Origin of the sequence: Promicromonospora sp. NPDC023805, from assembly GCF_040639635.1 — a bacterium.
GTDB lineage: Bacteria > Actinomycetota > Actinomycetes > Actinomycetales > Cellulomonadaceae > Promicromonospora.
Genome location: NZ_JBFAAH010000021.1, coordinates 58,940 through 76,040, shown reverse-complemented (window position 1 = coordinate 76,040; position 17,101 = coordinate 58,940). Strand labels below are relative to the sequence as shown.

The following is a 17,101-nucleotide window of genomic DNA, read 5'->3' as shown; positions in this document are numbered from 1 at the left end:
CGATCACCACTCGGGCTTCGGGTGGACGAGGTCGGCTTCCTTGACGTCGTCGGGCAGCACGATCTTGATCTCGCCGTCGACGTACTGCTGGATGAGGTGGGCGCTCTGCGGGCGGCCCTGCGCGTCCCAGCTCAGCGGTCCGACCACGGTCTCCACCTCGTTCTCGTGCAGCCAGTCGATGAGCTGCTGCTGGCACTCGGGCGAGGGGTCGGCGCAGCCAACGGCCTCGACCGCCGCGGCGACGACCTGCCCGGTGGTCCAGGCGTTCGCCTCGTCCTCGGCGGGCGGGGCGTCGTGCTCGGCCGTGTAGGCCGCGACGAAGTCCTCGTTCGAGGGGTAGGGCGCCGTCGTCGTGTAACCGGTGGGCGCGAGGATGCCCTCGGTCTTCTCGCCGATCGCGGCGGGGAACTCGGCGTTCGTCGGCGCGCCGGAGATCGCCGCCATGTCGGGCTGGTAGCCCTGCTGCTGCAGCGCGACGACGAGGTTGACGCCGTCCTGGTACTGCGACCCGACGACGAGCAGGTCTGCCTCGGAGTCCGCGATCTTCGCGGCGATACCGCTGAAGTCGGTGGTGTTCGGCGGGTAGACCTCGTCCTCGACCACCTCGATGCCCTCGGCGGCGAGCTTGTCCCGCAGGCCGTACGCGGTGCCCTGGGCGAACGGGTCGTCCATGGAGGCGACGGCGACGGTCTCGGGCCGTTCGTCCTCGGGCAGGGCAAGGATGTATGCGGCGAGGTGGTCGTAGTGGTCGTCGGCGATGGCCGGCGCCGCGTAGAAGAGGTTGTCGAACCCCTGCTCGAACACCTCGGCGGCGGCCCCTGCGGGCTCCACGAAGAGGAAGCCGTAGTCCTGTGCCACCTGGGCGGCGGGAATCACGAGCCGGGTCGAGAACGGCCCGAAGACGAGGTCGACGCCGTCCTGGTTGATCAGCCGCTCGTAGTCCGAGGCGACCCGGTCCGCGTTGGACTGGTCGTCGACGACGATCAGCTCCACCTGGCGGCCCAGCAACCCGCCGTTCTCGTTCACGTGCGCCGCCCAGGCCTCGTAGCCGCGCTGCACGCCCTTGCCGGGTTCCGCGAAGTCCCCGGTCAGCGGCAGCGAGACGCCGATGACTATCGGGTCGTCGGGGCCGGCGGACTCGCCGCCCTGGCCACCACCCCCGCCGGGGCTGGCCAGACAGGCGGACAGGGTAATAGCCGTGGTCGCGGCGATAGCCGCTACCGTCAGGCGTCGGGTTGCTCTCATGGTCCACTCCCTTGTGGCAAGCGCTTCCGTAACCGCTTACGGCACTCTAGGAACTGGGACGCTGGGTGGCAAGGGATTTGGCACCGTCCATTACGTATCCGTGCTCATGTCTGGCGAGGAGATCTGATGCGGAAGCACACCGCCGGGCTGCGCCTGGTCGACGTCGCCGAGCAGGCCGGGGTGTCCATCGCCACCGCGTCGCGCGCGCTGTCCGGCGCGGCGGGCGTGTCCGAGGCGCTGGCCGAACGGGTGCGGGCCGTGGCGCGCGACCTGGGCTACGTCGCGAACGTGCACGCGCGGTCGCTCGCGAGCGGCGCTAGCCCCGGCGTCGGGCTCGTGGTGCACGAGATCGGCGACCCGTACTTCGCCGAGATCGCCAGCGGCGTGCTCGAGGTCGCGGGTACGCACGGGCGCATGGTGCAGATCTGCCACACGGGCCGCGACCCGTTCACCGAGGTGGCGCAGCTGCGGGCGCTCGTGAACGCCCGCGTCGGGATCATCGTCGTCGCGGGGTCCGGGCACCTCGACCGTGACGTGCAGTCGCGGATGAAGGCCGAGGTACAGGCCTTCGAGTCGGCCGGCGGGCGGGTCGCCGTCATCGGCAGACATCCTCACCTGGGCGTCGACGCCGTGGTACCGGCCAACGTCGAGGGCGGCCGGGCGATCGCCGGGCACCTGCTCGGGCTCGGGCACCGCCGCATCGGCATCGCGGCCGGCTCACGCATGCTCGCCACCATGGCCGACCGCCTCGACGGCGTCTCGCGTGCGCTGGGCGAGCACGGGCTGACGCTCGACGACCTGCCCGTGGTCGAGGCGGAGTTCACGCTCGACGGCGGCAAGGAGGCCGCCCGTCGCATCCTCGACGAGCACCCGGACGTCACGGCGATCCTCGCGCTCAACGACGACATGGCGGTCGGCGTGCTGTCGGTGCTGGGGGAGCGCGGCGTCGCGGTCCCCGGCGAGGTCTCGGTAACGGGGTTCGACGACGTCACCGTGGCAGGGCACCTGTCGCCCGCCCTGACGACGGTGCGCCTGCCGATGAAGGACATGGGACGTCAGGCGCTCGAGCTCGCGCTCCTGCCGCGGGCCGCGCGCCCCCGCCGTCGGACCGCGGAGCAGGAGCTCATGGTGCGGGCCTCGACGGCGCGGGTGGGGGCGATACGTCAGGCCCGGACCAGCCAGCCCGGGTTGAACCGGCGGAGCACCACGGCGCACGATGAGTCGTAGTTCAGGTCATTCTGCGAGGGGTTGTCGACCTGTACCCTGCGCGCCTCGACCAGAGCGAGAACGATGCCACTACCGGTCGAGGTCAACGCCGAGTAGCCGCCCTCACGCAGGTTGCCGACGAGGTCTCCCTGGCTCGCCAGCGGGTCGTTGCTCAACGGCCTCTGATAGAGCTTCCATGTCTCACCGTCGTCGGCGCTCGCGCGTAGCGTCATCGCATAGCGGTTGTCACGTGTCGAGCTGTTGGAGTTGAGGTGGATGAGGTGGGGCTTGCCACCGATCGTGTGGGAGATCTGAGCGCCATGGCTGCCCGGGTCGATGATCTGCGTGCGCCAGTGTTCCGCGCCGAACATCTGCCAGTCACCCGGGTTCCCGATGGCGACGCGACGGGCCATGGGGAAGCCCCGGTCGAGCTCCCAGTTCGTAGCGCGATAGTTGAGGATCAGTTGCCCGTCGGAGCGCTCCGCGACGGTTCCCTCGCCGTAAGGGTGCGGACGATTCCCCGCCGCGTTCACGTACAAGCCGTTGGGGACGTCGTGATTGGTCCAGTCCCCGGTCGGTTCCTTGATGATCAGGCGTCCACGCGCCGGGACCACCAGGCTGCCGTCGGCGCGCTGGATCCCGTTGCCGGGCCCGATGAAGTCGTTGCCGGTCCCTGGTTGGTCCAGGTCGGTCCGCGCCATCGGGGCGGTCCAGCTGGCACCGTTGTTGTCCGACGTCGCGAGGTGGACCTTGGGATCTATCTCGATGAGCTCTCCGGACTGGCGACGCAGCATGAAGCAGTACAGCCGGCCCGTGGTCCGGTCATGGACCAGCGTCGGGTTGGACCAGCAGTCGAGGCTGGCCCCGGCAAGCACCGTCGCGCCGCTCCAGGTCAGCCCGGAGTCCGTCGATCGGCGCATCAGCAGGTTGAAGTTTCCGCTGGCATCGAGATTGTCGTTCGGCCGGCCCTCCACGATCGCGATGACAACGCTCGTGCCCGGGATCGCGAGGATCGCGGGGATCCGGCACGAGTGGTAGTTGCCGCCGCCGCCCTCCTTCGGGATGGACGAGGCTCCCGCCTGCGCGTCCCCGAAGAGCATCTTGCTCTCCATGCCGTCAGGGTCGAGGGCGAATGCCCGCTGCGGGGACGCCACCCCCGCTCCGGTGAGTCCGATCGCAGCAACACTGGCCGCTCCACCAAGAAACATCCGACGCGACAGCGTCATGCCCCATCCCTCACAGACTTCATAGGAAGACGCCGGCTCGGCAGGTTCTGCCCGGTCGGCCGGGGTCAACGGTGCTCCGGGCCTCCAGCACCGTCAAGGAATGACCGCTCAGGCGGCGGGTGAACTTTCGGCCGAAGCGGGCCCGTCCCATCTGCTCAGATGCGTGCTGCACCGACCGGGAGCAGCGCGGGGGAGGGCTGGCCTGTCGCCAGCCAGTGGGCAAGCGTTTCGTGGAACAGCTCGGGGTTCTCGACGTCCCAGACGTGGTGCATCCCTGGTGCGAGCCGCGCCACCGCGTGGGGCACGCGGGAGGTCACCTCGTCCAGCGCGTCCCGGATGACACGAGGCTCCTTCTCGCCGACGATCGCGAGGACCGGTCCGGTGAACCGGCGGAGACCGTCGAGGTCGCCGGCCGGGACGCCGTCGTAGATCTCCGGGACCATCCGGCGGATCGAGTAGCGGTCGATCCCGACTCCTGTCGTGACGAACTGGTCGATCGAGTCCGGTGGCAGGCGGTACACCCTTGCCATCGTCTTCCAGTACCCGGGGAGGCCGAAGAGGCGCATCTGCGCCAGCCCGGCCCGGCGGGCGAACCCGCGCACACCCTGCAGGATCGCTCCGGTCACGAAGACGCTCCGGATCACGTCCGGGTGGCGCGCCGCGAGGGCGGTCCCGACGACGCCGCCGAGCGACAGCCCGACCACGTGGGCCCGACCATCGTGGCCGCGCTCGCGGACGAGGTCGGCGAGCTCGTCGGCCGTCGTCGAGAGGTCGACCCAGGGATGCCGTGCCGACGCGCCGAACCCCGGCAGGTCCGGGAGGAGGGAGTGGTGGTCGGGGAGCGCCTTGGCCTGCTCGGTCCACGACCAGCCGGCGACGCTGCCGCCGTGCAGGAACAGCACCGACTCGTCCGCGTCGGGGTGGTGCTCGGTGAGCTGGATGTTCACAGTGCGGCCTCCAGCTCGTCGAGCCACGTGAGCTCGGCCTGGACCTCGAGGATCCCCTTGCGCAGCGTCGCCGACCGGAGCCGGGCGGACAGGTCGCCGTCCACGACCGGAAGGTTCTCCAGCGTGGCGAGCAGATGATGCGCCGAGTCCCGGCGCTCCGCGAGGAGCGCCCGGACCAGCTCGGGGTCGCCCTCCCGCCCGACGAAGAAGAGCTTGCCGAGGAACGGCTCGCGGGGCTTCTCGTCGGGCAGGGGGGACCGCAGCCACTCGGTGAGCCTGGTGCGGCCGCCGTCGGTGAGCCGGTGCTCGCGGCGGTCGGGCCTGCCGGCCTGCGGCACGACGCGGACGTCGACGAGGCCGTCCTGCTCGAGCCGGGTGAGCGTGCGGTAGATCTGCGACTGGTCGGCGGACCAGAAGTGGGCGACGGTGCCGTCGAACGCCTTCTTGAGGTCGTAGCCGGTCATGGGGCGCAGGTCGAGGAGGCCGAGGATCAGGGCGTCGAGTGCCATGCCGCATACCCTACAACACATATATGAGACAGTGCATATATGGGTGGTGCCGATGTGCCGCGGGGCCGGCGAGCGGTCATGCGACCTTGGGGCCGCAGCGCATGCCGATGTAGACGCAGGCCGTACCGTCCGGCAGCGTGGAGAAGACGACGGGGATGTAGTCCTCGCTGAAGGCCGCGCCCACCCCGGTGCCGGCGAACACGGTCTCCGTGACCGGCACGAGATCGCACTCCAAGGGCTCCGAGAAGTCCTTCATGCCGCCGACGAACTCGTACACCAGGCGGCCCGCGCCGTCCCGCTCGGTCACGGTGATGACCACGCCCTCGCGCTGGTAGGTGCCGACGAGTGGTCCGTAGTCCACGGTGGGCGGCTCGGCCGGCGGTGCGAAAGGTTCGGGCATCGTCACCCCGGCCAGCTCGGCGAGAAGATCCCGGAAGAGCGCCGCGTACAGCTCGCGCGCTCCGCCGCCGTTGGTCAGCAGCGCCACCGCGACGCCCGCCGACGGCACGACGCGCAGGTAGGCGTACTGCCCGATGGAGGCGCCGTCGTGCCCGTAGCCCTGGACGCCGTCCCAGTCGTACAGGGTCCAGCCCAGGCCCCAGCCGTCCGCGCTGACCGTCCACTTGTCGGGGGAGTCCACGACCCTGTGCTGCATCAGCGCGACCGTCTCCGCGGCGAGCACCCGTGTGCCGTCCTGCGCCACGCCGCCGTCGAGGTGCAGGCGCGCGAGCCGGGCGAGGTCCCCGGCGCTGGCGATGACCCGGCCGTACGGGCCCGCCGAACGCGGCATCAGGTCCCAGGACGGCGCCGGGTCCGGGTCCTGGCCGGCCTCGCCCAGGTGGCCCATCGCCGCACGGAACCGGAGGGCCTCCTCGGGCAGCGTCATGGTGTGCGTGAGGCCGAGCGGGGTCAGGAGCAGATCCTTGAGCGCCTCGTCCCAGACCTTGCCGGTCACCACCTCGATGATGCGGCCGAGCACGTTGTAACCGACGCTGCTGTACGAGATCGCCGTGCCCGGCGGGCAGTCGAGCGCCACGTCCTTCGCTGCCTCGACGTACTTGGCCAGGCAGTCGTCGCCGCGTCCGCTGTCGTGGTTGAAATCGCAGGTGAGGCCGCTCGTGTGGCTGAGCAGCTGGCGTGTGGTGATCGCCTTGGTCGCCTCGGCGTCGGCCACCGAGAACTCCGGGAGCACCTCGACGACGGGAGCGTCCAGGTCCAGCTCGCCGGCCTCGACGAGCCGCATGATCAGGGTGGCCGTGTAGACCTTGGCGATCGAGCCCATCTGGAAGACGGAGTCGGTAGTGGCCTCCACGCCCGTCCCGCGGTGCAGCACGCCGCTGGCCAGCTCGTGGACCGTGCCGTCCACGAGGAGTGCCAGGGATGCGCCGGGGACGTGGTGCTCGGCGCGCAGTGCGTCGAGGCGGGCCTGCCAGTGGGCGAGGTTCTCAGTCATGTTCATTGCTCCTTCGATGCGTACGACGTTCCTCGAGGTGAACACTGTACGCACGGCGTAACGCTGTACGCAAGCAGCGTACGGTGTCCGCTAGTCTGTGGTCGAAGAGGCGCGACGAGAGGAAGTGGGCTGCATGCCGGTCGACCCGAAGGTGCCCGGATCGGTGTGGACCCGTCCGGGCCGCCCGCAGCGGGAACAGCTGACACGCGAGCAGATAGTGGCCGCCACGATCGAGCTGCTGGACGCCGAGGGCGTCGGGGAGCTCAGCATGCGCAAGCTCGGCACACGCCTGGACGCCGCCGCGACGTCGCTCTACCGGCACGTCGCCAACAAGGACGAGCTGATGGAGCTCGTGGTGGACGACATCTACGGCGAGCTCGAGATCCCGGTGGCCGGCGGGCCCGCCGACTGGCGTGCGGCCGCCACCCGCGCCGCGTCCGACCTGCGGGCGATGGCCCTGCGGCATCCGTGGATCGCCCCTGAGCTCGGTCAGGCCGGCCTGACTCATGTCGGCCCCAACACCATGCGGGTCTCCTCGGAGCTGCTCGCGCTGTTCGAGGCGGCAGGCTTCCCGGCGCAGGAGAAGGACCGGGCGATGGGGACGCTGATGGCCTACGTCATCGGCATCGCGACCTCGGAGGCTGCGTACCTCTCGCTGATCGCCCGTAGCGGCAGGACGGAGAGCGAGTGGGTGGCGGACCAGCGACCTCGCTTCGACGAGGCGTCCCAGGAGCACCCGCGGCTGCGCGAGGGGGGCTCCGCCCAGCAGGACGTGGACCCGAAGAAGATCCGCGACGACGACTTCGCGTACGGGCTCGACCGGATCCTGGACGGCCTGGCTGCGCGGCTCGACGCCTGAACGACTCCGCGTTCCCGCCGGACAAGCCTGGGCTCGTACCCGACATCGGCGAGGCCTGGAATGGCGAAAGCAGTCTATTTTGACTGGTTTAGGCCTTCTTTGATTCGCATCTGAGTGAGACAGTCACGCCGTTGAGAAGTAATCTGGGGGCTAGAGAAGGCGGGGCCCTCGTTCGGGGCGTCGCCTTTGTGCTTCCTTCGCCCTTCACAAGGACTTCAGTGCCGATTCCCCGCAAACCCGCCGCAGACCCGCCCTTTGCGCGCGATAGCCACGTGTTCGTCGACTAGTCGAAAGATCGGTCATTCCTGTTTGCGGCTGTGGTGGTCGCGCCGCACGCCGTCCACGTCCTGCGAAGAGATCTACGTGCCGCTCGGCCAAAGGGTCGTCGGGATATCCACTTCAACGGTGCCCGGCCAGACCTGCGCGACGAAGTCGTACGAATCCTCGTGGGACACGAGGTCAGTTCTGTCGTGTTCCGCGCGAAGTCCGCCAAGGGTCGCAACCCTCGGGAGGACTGCGTTCGTGCGACGGCGAGGTTCGCCGTCTCGATCACTGCGCATTCCGTAGTGCTCGACCGGGACGAGAGCCTCGAAGCGCGGGATCGACGTTGGCTCTTCCAGGAGCTGCACAAGAGCGGAATCCGCTACGACCACCTGCACCGCCACGAAGAGCCGCTTCTCTGGGCAGCGGACGCGATCGCCTGGTGCTGGCAGCGCGGCGGTGCCTGGAAGGACAAGGTGCGTCCGCTCGTCATGCGGACGACGGACCTGTCGTCCTAGACAGCGCGAAGCCCGGGTTACCCACCTGATGGGTAGGCTCCCGGGCTCACTTCTCGGGGCTATTGCCCCTCGCACCACTAATAGTACTGTTTCCGGCCCGCGTGACAACCGATGAGGGCTGGACCGCTGGCCGATCACGAGGCCGGTCGTACTTTTCCACAAGCATCGCCGGATGGACGAGAACGACCCGAGGATCCGTGGCAGGCTGTGCGCCATGTTGAGAACGACTATCGTTCGCGCCCGCCTCGACGGAGGGTGCTGACGTGGCGAACCTGCTCATGATCGAGAGCTGGCTGCAGTCCACGGGCCTCATGCTCCCGCCCCTGCTGCGTGACGGCGGCCACCGCTACGTCCTGGTGACCCGCGACCCCGACCTCTACCGCCTGCCCGACGGCGAGCCCCATCCCGTCCTGGCGCTCGCCGATGAGGTGGTGGTGGCGGAGACCAACGACGACGCCGCGCTCGTCGCCGCGGCCAGGGCGGTTGCGGGTCGGCAGGGGATCGACGGCGTGCTGACCACCTGCGACTACTACCTGCCGGCCGTCGCGCTCGTCGCCGGGGAGCTGGGCCTGCCCGGCGCGCCCGCCGACGTCCTGCACACCGCCACGCGCAAGCATCTGGTGCGCCAGGTGCTCGCGGCCAAGGGTGTGCCGGACGTGCCGTACGCGGTGGCGTCCACCTGGGCGCAGGCGCACAAGGCGGCCGCCGATCTCGGCTATCCGCTGGTGGTCAAACCCGTCGACATGAACTCCGGGACCGGTGTGCGCAAGGTGCACGACGAGGCCGGGCTGGCTGTCGCCTTCGCCGAGGCGACGGCGCCCGAGCGCAACACCCGCGACCAGCCGCTGGAGCGGCTCGCGCTGCTCGAGCGTGTGCTGGAGGGGCCGGAGTACAGCGTGGAGTCCGTGACCAGGGACGGCGTCACACGGGTGCTGGGCATCACCGCGAAGTCCGTGGCGGAGCCGGGCGTCGAGGCCGGGTCCGGGTTCGTCGAGTCGGGGCACCTGTTCCCGGCGCCGCTCCCGCCCGACGAGCGTGCCGCGATCGAGCGCCACGTCGTGGCGGTGCTCGACGCCGTCAGGCTCACGCACGGGATCAGCCACACGGAGGTGCGGGTCACCGCCGCCGGGCCGCGCCTGATCGAGCTGAACCCGCGGCAGGGCGGCGGCTACATCTTCGAGCTCGTGCGTCTCGTGACCGGGTTCAACCCGCTGCAGGTGCTGGTGGACCTGGCGCTCGGCCGGGAGCCGGTGCCCGGGCCCTCGGTCGCGGCCAGCGCGGCGGTGACGTTCCTGCTGCCGCCGTCCGACGGCGTGGTGCGCGCGGTGCTGGGCGCTGAGCGCCTGGCCGAGGACGACCGCGTGGTCGGCTACGAGACGCCGTCGGCGGGCCGCGAGGTGCGGCCCGGTGACAACAACGAGCGGATCGGCCACGTGCTGGTTGCGGACCCGCGGGGTCAGGACGCGAAGACCTGGGCCGACGAGCTGGCGGCAGGCCTCGACGTCCGGATCGACACGATGGTCGCTACCCGCTGACCGAGCGCTTCGTCGCGTGCACAGCAAACGCCCCGGCGCTGAGCGCCGGGGCGTCGTGCGTGGTGCGTAATGTCAGTCCGGGACGATCAGTCCGGGACGATCAGGCCACGCCGGACGGCGGGGACCAGCCGGGCCGGGACCTTCACCTGGCGTCCGTCCACGGTGGTCACCGGGACGAGCTCTGGCACCTGGGCCTTCCACTGCGAGCGCCGGGCTCGCGTGTTCGACCGGGACATCTTTCTCTTGGGGACCGCCATGACGGCCTCCTTTCTGTCAGCGCTCCTCGCGGAAGTCCACGTGCTTGCGGATCACGGGGTCGAACTTGCGCAGGATGAGCCGGTCGGGGGTGTTGCGGCGGTTCTTGCGGGTCACGTAGGTGAAGCCCGTGCCCGCCGTCGAGCGCAGCTTGATGACCGGTCGGAGGTCAACGCGTGAGGCCATCAGTTACCGCCCTTGCTGTCGTCGGTGCTGTTGTCGGTGCTGCTGTTGCCGTGCTTGGCGTAGCGCTGGCGGAACTTCTCGATGCGGCCGGCGGTGTCGACCACGCGGGCCGAGCCGGTCCAGAACGGGTGGCTCTCGCTGCTGATCTCGATGTCGACCACGGGGTACGTGTTCCCGTCGGACCACTCGATGGTGGCCGTCGGGCGGCCCGGTCCGCCGGCGGTGTCACCGGCGAGCGTCGAGCGGGTGAGGAACGTGTAGCCCGCGCTCGTGTCCCGGAAAACCACTGGGCCGTAGGTGGGGTGGATGTTCTTCATGACAGGCTCCTCTCGCTCAGCCCTGGCGCGCCTTCCAGCGCGGGTTGAGCTTGTTGATCACGAACGTCTTGCCGTGCCGGCGCACTACCTTCGCGCCGGGCTTGTTCTTCAGGGACCGCAGGGACGCGCGAACCTTCATGTGTCACTCCTTCGATGTGGGGGCCTGGGACCTGTGATCGGCGCTCCGGTGGGTCGCCGGCCGGTCGTCACCAGCTGGACTTCGTCACCCCGGGCAGCTCGCCCCGGTGCGCCATGTCGCGCAGCCGGATGCGGGACAGGCCGAACTTCCGCGAGTACGCGCGGGGCCGGCCGTCGACGATGTCGCGGTTGCGCAGCCGCGTCGGGCTGGCGTCGCGCGGCTGCTTGGCTAGCTCGCTGACGGCGGCGGCGCGCACCACGGCGTCGAGCTTCAGGTTCCGGATGATGCCGCGCAGCTCGGCGCGTCGCTCGGCGTACCGGGCGACCACCTCGCGACGTCGGGCGTCGGCGGCGATCTTCGACTTCTTGGCCATCAGACCTTCTCCCCTCGGGCAAGGATCTGGGCCACGACCACGTCGATGCCCTTGCGATCGATGGTCTTGATGCCCTTGGCACTCACGCGGAGCGTGACGTTGCGGCCGAGCGACGGAACCCAGTAGCGCTTCTTCTGGATGTTCGGGTTGAACCGGCGCTTGGTACGCACGTGGGAGTGCGAGACCGAGTGGCCGAAACCTGGCACGGTGCCCAGCACCTGGCATCTGGCTGACACATGACCTCCTGCTGTTGCGACGGCGACATGGCCGCCGCGTGTGAGAACGGTTCTCATAACGCGCTACAGTGAACCAGAACTGAGAACGGTTATCAATAATTCCCGGCTGGACCGGGGCGAGGAGGCAGCATGTACCGAACCGGCAAGAACCGCGGAACCATCCCGGTGAGCGTCCTGGCCACCACCGATCCGGTGCTGCGCGACTCCGCGCTGTTCGGCCTCCTCATGGACGCGCCAGGGGTCGTCGCCGTGCGGCACGACATCCACGCCGACCACCTGCGCCGCGTCGTCCTCGACGCAACCGGCGTCATCGAGGACGTGATCGTGCCGCTCGAGCACGCCTGCCTCTCGTGCGCCGTCCGCGAGGACGCCGTCCCCACCATCGCGCGCCTCGCCCGCGACGGCCGCTGGGCCCAGGTGCTGCTCGCCCTGCCCGTCAGCGCCGAACCGCTCCCCGCCGCCCGCGCCCTCGCGATCGCCGCGGAACCCGGGGGAGCGCTGGACCACACGCGTGTCGCGACGTCCTTCGCCGTCGTCGACCTCGACGCGCTCCAGCAGGACCTCTTCGGCGACGACACCCTCGTCGAACGCGGCCTCGAGCTCACCGCAGACGACGAACGCTCGGTCGGCGAGGCGCTCGCGGCCCAGATCGAACAGGCGGACCTGATCGTGACGAGCTCGTCGTCGACCGCGCCCGCAGCGCCTGCCGGGCCGTCATCGCTGGTCGAGCCTGTCGAGACCCCCTCCGCCGAGACCCCCTCCGCCGAGACCCCCTCCGCCGAGACCCCCTCCGCCGAGACCCCCTCCGCCGAGACCCCCTCCGCCGAGACCTGGTCCGCGACGTCCTCCGGCCTGCTCGACCGCCTCCGCGGCGCCGGGACGCGGCGCGTCGACGGTCTGCACGCGCTCTCGGCGTCGCACCTCGCCGCCGCCACGCACTCGCCGGCCCGTGCCGAGCGCCGGGCCCACCCCCTGGGCGCGGTGGTGTTCAGCGGTCCCGGCGGTCTGCCCGGCGACCGGAGCTGGACGCTCGAGCTGCGCTCGGCGCTGCCCTTCCACCCAGAGCGGGTGCTCGACCACATCGAGGAGCTGAGCGCGGGCGGCCTCCGGGCGCGTGGCGTGTTCCACGTCGCCGACCGGCCAGGGCTCGCCTGCCTGTGGGACGGCGCCGGCGGGCAGCTGGCCTTCGCGGACCTGGGGCCCTGGTCGGAGGTGTGCGCGGGGACGATGCCGCACACCCGGATAGTGGTGGTCGGCGTGGCCGACGACCGTGGACTCGGCCTGGACGACGAGCGGGAGCGGCTGCGCGATGCCTTCCACGCCGCGCTGTGCACCCCCGAGGAGGTGGCCGCCGGCGTCGAGTGGCTGTGGCGCGAGGACCACCTGGCCCCCTGGCTGGGCGCCCGCTCCGTCTAACCCTCCGCTGAGTGCTGGGTATTTGCCCTCTCGGAACGTTCCGACAGGGCAAATACCCAGCACTCAACGGATGTCAGCGGGGGGAGAGGTAGGCGGCAGCCTGCGGGCGCGCGCCGGACGGGTCCGTCCAGCTCGCCGGCCCGGAGGTTACGCGGGTCCAGCCGAGGCGTTCGTAGAGGCGGACGGCGGGGCCGCCGTCGTCGACGACGTCGAGGACGAGCCGGCGTCCGCGGCGGGGTGGCAGGTCCTCGACCCGCTCCAGGAGGGTGGTGGCCACGCCTGTGCCGCGGGCAGCCGGGGTGACGAACAGGCGGCTGACGCCGGCGAGGCCGGTGACCGGGACGTTGGCGGCTTCCGCGAGCTCGGCGGCGTACTCGACCTTGCCGCCCTCGACGATCATCACGTGGCCGACGATCTCGCCGTCGGCCAGGGCCACCCAGGCGCCCAGGGTGCCGTCGGGCGTGAGCCAGGCGATCGGGTCGTCCGGCCAGACCATCGGGTAGCGGTCGCTCTCGTGGACCAGCCGCAGTGCGTCCGCCACCCGGTCGAGGTGGGCGGCGTGGCGCGGGGCGATCATGAGGGCGGGCACGGGGCTCAAGGTATCTGACGTCGATTGCGCCGGTGTTGCGTGTGTCGTGGTGGACGCCCCGCTTACGCGGCCACCGCCCGGGCCAGCACGGCGAACGTCGGATCGGCGTCGATCCGCTCCGGCGGCTGCGGCTTGTCGAGCTGTCCGGCCCGCAGGCGCCACGCGCCCTGGGCGTCGATCTTGACGGCGGCCGTCCGAACCGCCCCGCTCGACCCGGTCACCTCGATGCTTCCGCCGAACGGACCGCGACCAGCCTTCTCGAACCCCCCGCGCACGTAGCCGGCCGCCGCCTGCTCGACAGGTAGGCCAGGTTTGACCGGGCAGACGATCCACAGCCCGTGCGGCGCGGGTTCGAAGAACACCGTCCCGTCGGGCGCGGACACGAACACGGCGACGGCCTTCTTGTCGCCGATCACCGCGACCGCCTCGATCCACGTCGTCGCCGTGCCGCAGATCCCGGCGAGTGCCGCCGCCTCGTTCACCGGCCGGAGTCCGTCGCCGCTGGTGTCGACCTGGCCACGGGCGATCAGCGTGCTCATCCCGATGCCGACGGCGGGGGAGTCGGCGCCCACCGCGGGCAGGTGCAGCATCTCGCGGGTGCGCAGCGCGGCCTCGGAACCGGTCGCGGACAGGATCGCGGTGACCTCGAACCCGGTGAACTCCGTCACGATGTCCCGGAGGTCAGGCGGGGCGGTCTGGTTCGTCATGAGCTACCTCTCGTCGTGCGCGCTCGTGCGGCGGTCGTCGTCACGCCAGGCTTGACGCGAGCACCTGGAAGGTCGGGTCGGGACTCGTGGGGGCCGGTTCCGGGATGTCGCCGCCCGGGCCGCTCGACACGCTCCAGGACTGGTCGTCGGCCACTGTGACGACGGCCGACCTCGTCGTGCCGTCGCTGTTGATGACCCGGACGGCGCCGGCGAACGGCCGGTTCTCCGACAGGCTGCCGAATGCCGCCGCGACGAGTCGTGACCCGATCACGGGCAGCGGGTCCTCCTGCGGCATCGGCCAGACGTACCACACGTCGTACGGGCGCGGCTCGAGCAGCAGCGTTCCCGTGCGGGAGCGGACCAGCGCGGCGACCTTCGTCGCGTCGTCGGTGGACCCGATCGCCTCGGCCCACTCCTCGCCGTCCATCAGGATCGACGCGATCTCGTTCACCGGACCCTGCGGCGCGAGGCGCCCCTCGACCACCTGGGCCATACGCCGGACGAGCAGCGATCCGACCCCTGCCGTGGTGACCGGCGAGTTGAGGCCGTCAGAGGGCAGGCTGAGCAGGACACGGGCCCGATCCGTCGCCGCGTTACGGCGCATGGAGACGAGGGCGAGGAGCTCGACCGAGGCGAGATCGATCCGGGCGCCACCGCCCTTCGTGCCGCCCCCTGGTGCCTCGACAGTGATCTCGGTCATCGTCATGCCCTTCCTCCGATGCAGCCTTCACGCCCTAGCGTGCCTTGTCCGGTCATTACCAGAGCCCGAGCAGGTCACCGGCACCGTCCACCAGGTCGCCACCGGCGTCGACGACGTCTCCCACGAGTTCACCGGCCGAATCGACCGCGGAATCGGCGACGTCCGCGATGTCCTCCGAGAGTTCGGTGTCGGAGGAGGAGTTGTAGAGAAGACCAACCGCACTCGTGTCGACCAGGTTCTGCGTGAGCGGACGGTGCGACGTGCGGTCGTTGACGAGGGATGCCACGCCCCAGAATATTCCCCCGATGGCGAAGGCCGGTGCGGCCAGCCCGCCGAAGAACGTACCCCCGGCGAGAACCGCCTCGACCGCCCCGTCACCGGCGCCGTACAAGTTGTCGGATCCGCCTTCGCGCAGGAAGTCGAGCCCCGAGTCGATGGCCTGATATCCGCCGGTCACCAGACTGACGGCGGTGAAGATCGGGCCGGCAGCCTTGAAGGGATCCATCCAGCGCATCGCGTCCGCGCCGAGTCCGCCGATCGTGGCCGACAGGCCCAAGGAATCGACGAGTTTCCGGATGCTGTCCGGCAGGTCGGGGACGGAGCTGCGCCAGTCGGACTCGCCGCCCCAGCTCCCGCCGCCACCACCACCGCCGCCTCCGCCTACGCCGCCTCCGCCGCTGCCACCGTTCAGATTGGCCGACGTGGTCTCCTGCTCGTCGGCGTTCCTGCGCAGGGTATCCACGACCGCGGCCAGAGCCTGAGCCGACGCCGCGATCGAGGGACCGTGCGACCCGTACCACTCGTCCCGGAAGCTCTCGGCGTCCGGGCCGCTCCACTGCTCCGGGACGGGCATGGCGGACTCCACGGCGCGGACGGCGCCGTCCAGCACCTCACCACCTCGGGTGATGCGATCCGCGAGCTGCCGCAACGCCTCGATGTCGGCGCCGTACATGTTGCCGCTCATCTGCGTCTCCCCTTGCTTCGCAGCCCCTGATGCCCGGTGAATCACCTGTGACCCACCGGTCACTTGAAGCGCATCCAATCAGATATTTCAGCCAGGAGACATGAAAGTGTTCCCTGGTGCGCCAGGCGACGAGCTGGACCATCCACTCAGGTCGGCGCCGCGCACCAGCGAACGGGCCTTCCGCGAGGGAGGCCCGTTCGCTGCGCCCTTGAACGGAAGGCTGCACGACGACGCCGCGGATCTTGTCGCGCCGTCGTTATTGACCTCGAAGTGAGCGGCAGGATCGTGCCAGGATCCGCCCTATGAAGACGGTGACACTGTGGCGGCCGACCGGGCCTACGGAGCTGGCCCTGGTCGAGGAGGCGAGCTGGCGCGCCTGGCCGCAACGCCTGCCGGACCAGCCGATCTTCTACCCGGTGCTGAACGAGGACTACGCGACCCGGATCGCACGTGACTGGAACGTCAAGGCGAGTGGCGTCGGGTACGTGACGCGGTTCGACGTCGTCAAGGAGTTTCTCGACCGGTACGAGGTCCAGCAGGCCGGTGGTCAGACGATCCTCGAGTACTGGATCCCCGCGGAGGACCTCGACGAGCTCAACGAGAACATCGTCGGCCGGATCGAGGTCGTGGCGGAGTTCCGGTGATCCGTGCGCGTGCGTGGCGGCGTCTCGGAGAAATGGGCGCACTGAGGAAAAGGCCTCGATATGCCCCGACCGCGTGTGCCAGGGTCGTCCCATGTTGATCGCTCCCGAGCAGCGCCTCCTCGACGCGGCGCTCGACACCGCCTCCCGCCTCCCGGTGGACGGCACCTACCTGAACACCGTCGCGTCCGCGGTGATGGACGTCCACGGCGACATCTACACCGGCGTGAACGTCTACCACTTCACCGGCGGCCCGTGTGCCGAGCTGGTCACGCTCGGGGTGGCTGTGGCCGCTGGGGCCGGCCCGATCGCGCTGATCGTCGCGGCAGGTGACGAGGACCGCGGCCTCATGCCCCCGTGCGGACGATGCCGCCAGGTCCTGTTGGACCAGCAGCCGGACTGCCGCGTCATCGTGCCCGACGGCGACGATGCGACCTCGGTCCCGGCTCGCGAGCTGCTTCCGTACCCGTCCCCGCACCCGGACGCCAAGCCGCCGCGCCTGCTGTGGTTCAGCGCGAGACACTGGGACAACGTGGTCGACGGCGTCAAGACCGCCACCACCCGCTTCGACGACCCCGCGGTGCCGGGGCCAGCCACGTTCCTGTTCGAGTTCGACGACCGGTACCGGTCCCTCCCGGGGGTGGTCGAGTCCGTCGAGCAGGTCCGCTTCGCCGACATCACCGACGCCCAGGCCGCCCTGGAGGGCTGCACCGCCGACGAGCTGCGCACGGCGCTGCGGACCTACTACTACCCCGGGATCGTCGACGACGACATCGTCGACTTCGTGCAATTCCGGGTTCTCGGAAAGGGCTGACGGTC

22 protein-coding genes are annotated in these 17,101 nt (G+C 70.3%); 7 read left to right on the top strand and 15 right to left on the bottom strand.

The annotated features are described in order from the left end of the window. Positions 1-3: 3 nt before the first annotated feature. On the bottom strand, positions 4-1,245 hold the full coding sequence (locus tag AB0F70_RS19780) for an amino acid ABC transporter substrate-binding protein (protein WP_357452009.1): 1,242 nt from the start codon (positions 1,243-1,245) through the stop codon (positions 4-6). Positions 1,246-1,371: 126 nt separating this feature from the next. Here AB0F70_RS19780 and AB0F70_RS19775 point away from each other — a divergent pair, with 126 nt between their 5' ends. Next, on the top strand, positions 1,372-2,472 hold the full coding sequence (locus AB0F70_RS19775; RefSeq protein WP_357452006.1) for a LacI family DNA-binding transcriptional regulator: 1,101 nt from the start codon (positions 1,372-1,374) through the stop codon (positions 2,470-2,472). On the opposite strand, the gene AB0F70_RS19770 is transcribed toward AB0F70_RS19775, so the two are convergent. The 4 genes from AB0F70_RS19770 to AB0F70_RS19755 all read right to left on the bottom strand — a co-directional run bounded on the left by AB0F70_RS19770 (position 2,409) and on the right by AB0F70_RS19755 (position 6,586). Continuing rightward, positions 2,409-3,746 (bottom strand): sialidase family protein, encoded by a 1,338-nt coding sequence (locus AB0F70_RS19770; RefSeq protein WP_357452003.1) that lies wholly within the window; start codon positions 3,744-3,746, stop codon positions 2,409-2,411. The two genes, AB0F70_RS19775 and AB0F70_RS19770, sit on opposite strands and share 64 nt — an antisense overlap. An 86-nt stretch (positions 3,747-3,832) precedes the next feature. Further along, positions 3,833-4,624: an alpha/beta hydrolase gene (locus AB0F70_RS19765; protein WP_357452000.1), complete on the bottom strand. Its 792-nt coding sequence runs from the start codon at positions 4,622-4,624 to the stop codon at positions 3,833-3,835. After that, the gene (locus AB0F70_RS19760) at positions 4,621-5,133 is read right to left on the bottom strand and encodes a PadR family transcriptional regulator (RefSeq protein WP_357451997.1); all 513 of its coding nucleotides are present in this window, start codon (positions 5,131-5,133) and stop codon (positions 4,621-4,623) included. Before AB0F70_RS19760 ends, AB0F70_RS19765 begins: the two co-directional genes overlap by 4 nt. A 76-nt stretch (positions 5,134-5,209) precedes the next feature. Further along, on the bottom strand, positions 5,210-6,586 hold the full coding sequence (locus AB0F70_RS19755) for a serine hydrolase domain-containing protein (RefSeq protein WP_357451994.1): 1,377 nt from the start codon (positions 6,584-6,586) through the stop codon (positions 5,210-5,212). 133 nt (positions 6,587-6,719) lie between these two features. On the opposite strand from AB0F70_RS19755, the gene AB0F70_RS19750 reads away from it, so the two are divergent. From AB0F70_RS19750 to AB0F70_RS19740, 3 genes are all read left to right on the top strand, one after another. Then, entirely contained in the window at positions 6,720-7,445 is a 726-nt protein-coding gene (locus AB0F70_RS19750) for a TetR/AcrR family transcriptional regulator (protein ID WP_357451991.1), read from the top strand. 446 nt (positions 7,446-7,891) lie between these two features. Continuing rightward, the gene (locus AB0F70_RS19745; protein WP_357451988.1) at positions 7,892-8,224 is read left to right on the top strand and encodes a hypothetical protein; all 333 of its coding nucleotides are present in this window, start codon (positions 7,892-7,894) and stop codon (positions 8,222-8,224) included. 263 nt (positions 8,225-8,487) lie between these two features. After that, entirely contained in the window at positions 8,488-9,759 is a 1,272-nt protein-coding gene (locus tag AB0F70_RS19740; RefSeq protein ID WP_357451985.1) for an ATP-grasp domain-containing protein, read from the top strand. Between the two features lie 86 nt (positions 9,760-9,845). On the opposite strand, the gene rpmF is transcribed toward AB0F70_RS19740, so the two are convergent. The 6 genes from rpmF to rpmB form a co-directional block, all read right to left on the bottom strand. Continuing rightward, on the bottom strand, positions 9,846-10,016 hold the full coding sequence (gene rpmF / locus AB0F70_RS19735; protein WP_116674867.1) for a 50S ribosomal protein L32: 171 nt from the start codon (positions 10,014-10,016) through the stop codon (positions 9,846-9,848). Between the two features lie 16 nt (positions 10,017-10,032). Beyond that, positions 10,033-10,200, bottom strand: a complete 168-nt coding sequence (gene rpmG / locus AB0F70_RS19730; RefSeq protein ID WP_357451982.1) for a 50S ribosomal protein L33 — start codon at positions 10,198-10,200, stop codon at positions 10,033-10,035. After that, complete coding sequence (locus AB0F70_RS19725; RefSeq protein WP_357451978.1) at positions 10,200-10,517, bottom strand: type B 50S ribosomal protein L31; 318 nt, start codon at positions 10,515-10,517, stop codon at positions 10,200-10,202. Before AB0F70_RS19725 ends, rpmG begins: the two co-directional genes overlap by 1 nt. Before the next feature lie 16 nt (positions 10,518-10,533). After that, positions 10,534-10,656, bottom strand: a complete 123-nt coding sequence (ykgO, locus tag AB0F70_RS19720) for a type B 50S ribosomal protein L36 (RefSeq protein WP_189671490.1) — start codon at positions 10,654-10,656, stop codon at positions 10,534-10,536. A 67-nt stretch (positions 10,657-10,723) separates the two neighbouring features. Next, the gene (gene rpsN, locus AB0F70_RS19715; protein ID WP_357451973.1) at positions 10,724-11,029 is read right to left on the bottom strand and encodes a 30S ribosomal protein S14; all 306 of its coding nucleotides are present in this window, start codon (positions 11,027-11,029) and stop codon (positions 10,724-10,726) included. After that, entirely contained in the window at positions 11,029-11,265 is a 237-nt protein-coding gene (gene rpmB / locus AB0F70_RS19710) for a 50S ribosomal protein L28 (protein ID WP_129787203.1), read from the bottom strand. The genes rpsN and rpmB overlap by 1 nt, the downstream gene beginning before the upstream one ends. 129 nt (positions 11,266-11,394) lie before the next feature. Here rpmB and AB0F70_RS19705 point away from each other — a divergent pair, with 129 nt between their 5' ends. Then, complete coding sequence (locus AB0F70_RS19705) at positions 11,395-12,681, top strand: GTP-binding protein (RefSeq protein WP_357451966.1); 1,287 nt, start codon at positions 11,395-11,397, stop codon at positions 12,679-12,681. A 73-nt stretch (positions 12,682-12,754) separates the two neighbouring features. Here the strand turns inward: AB0F70_RS19705 and AB0F70_RS19700 are convergent, their stop codons facing one another. The 4 genes from AB0F70_RS19700 to AB0F70_RS19685 form a co-directional block, all read right to left on the bottom strand. Further along, positions 12,755-13,270, bottom strand: a complete 516-nt coding sequence (locus tag AB0F70_RS19700; RefSeq protein ID WP_357451963.1) for a GNAT family N-acetyltransferase — start codon at positions 13,268-13,270, stop codon at positions 12,755-12,757. Positions 13,271-13,332: 62 nt separating this feature from the next. Continuing rightward, entirely contained in the window at positions 13,333-13,977 is a 645-nt protein-coding gene (locus AB0F70_RS19695; protein WP_357451960.1) for a hypothetical protein, read from the bottom strand. A gap of 40 nt (positions 13,978-14,017) precedes the next feature. After that, a complete protein-coding gene (locus AB0F70_RS19690; protein WP_357451957.1) occupies positions 14,018-14,677 on the bottom strand; it encodes a hypothetical protein in 660 nt (219 codons plus the stop codon). A gap of 55 nt (positions 14,678-14,732) precedes the next feature. Further along, the gene (locus tag AB0F70_RS19685; protein WP_357451954.1) at positions 14,733-15,641 is read right to left on the bottom strand and encodes a YtxH domain-containing protein; all 909 of its coding nucleotides are present in this window, start codon (positions 15,639-15,641) and stop codon (positions 14,733-14,735) included. 302 nt (positions 15,642-15,943) lie between these two features. Here AB0F70_RS19685 and AB0F70_RS19680 point away from each other — a divergent pair, with 302 nt between their 5' ends. Both AB0F70_RS19680 and AB0F70_RS19675 read left to right on the top strand, forming a co-directional pair. Further along, complete coding sequence (locus AB0F70_RS19680) at positions 15,944-16,285, top strand: hypothetical protein (protein ID WP_357451951.1); 342 nt, start codon at positions 15,944-15,946, stop codon at positions 16,283-16,285. A gap of 91 nt (positions 16,286-16,376) precedes the next feature. Further along, the gene (locus AB0F70_RS19675) at positions 16,377-17,096 is read left to right on the top strand and encodes an ASCH domain-containing protein (protein ID WP_357451949.1); all 720 of its coding nucleotides are present in this window, start codon (positions 16,377-16,379) and stop codon (positions 17,094-17,096) included. The last annotated feature ends 5 nt before the right edge of the window (positions 17,097-17,101 follow it).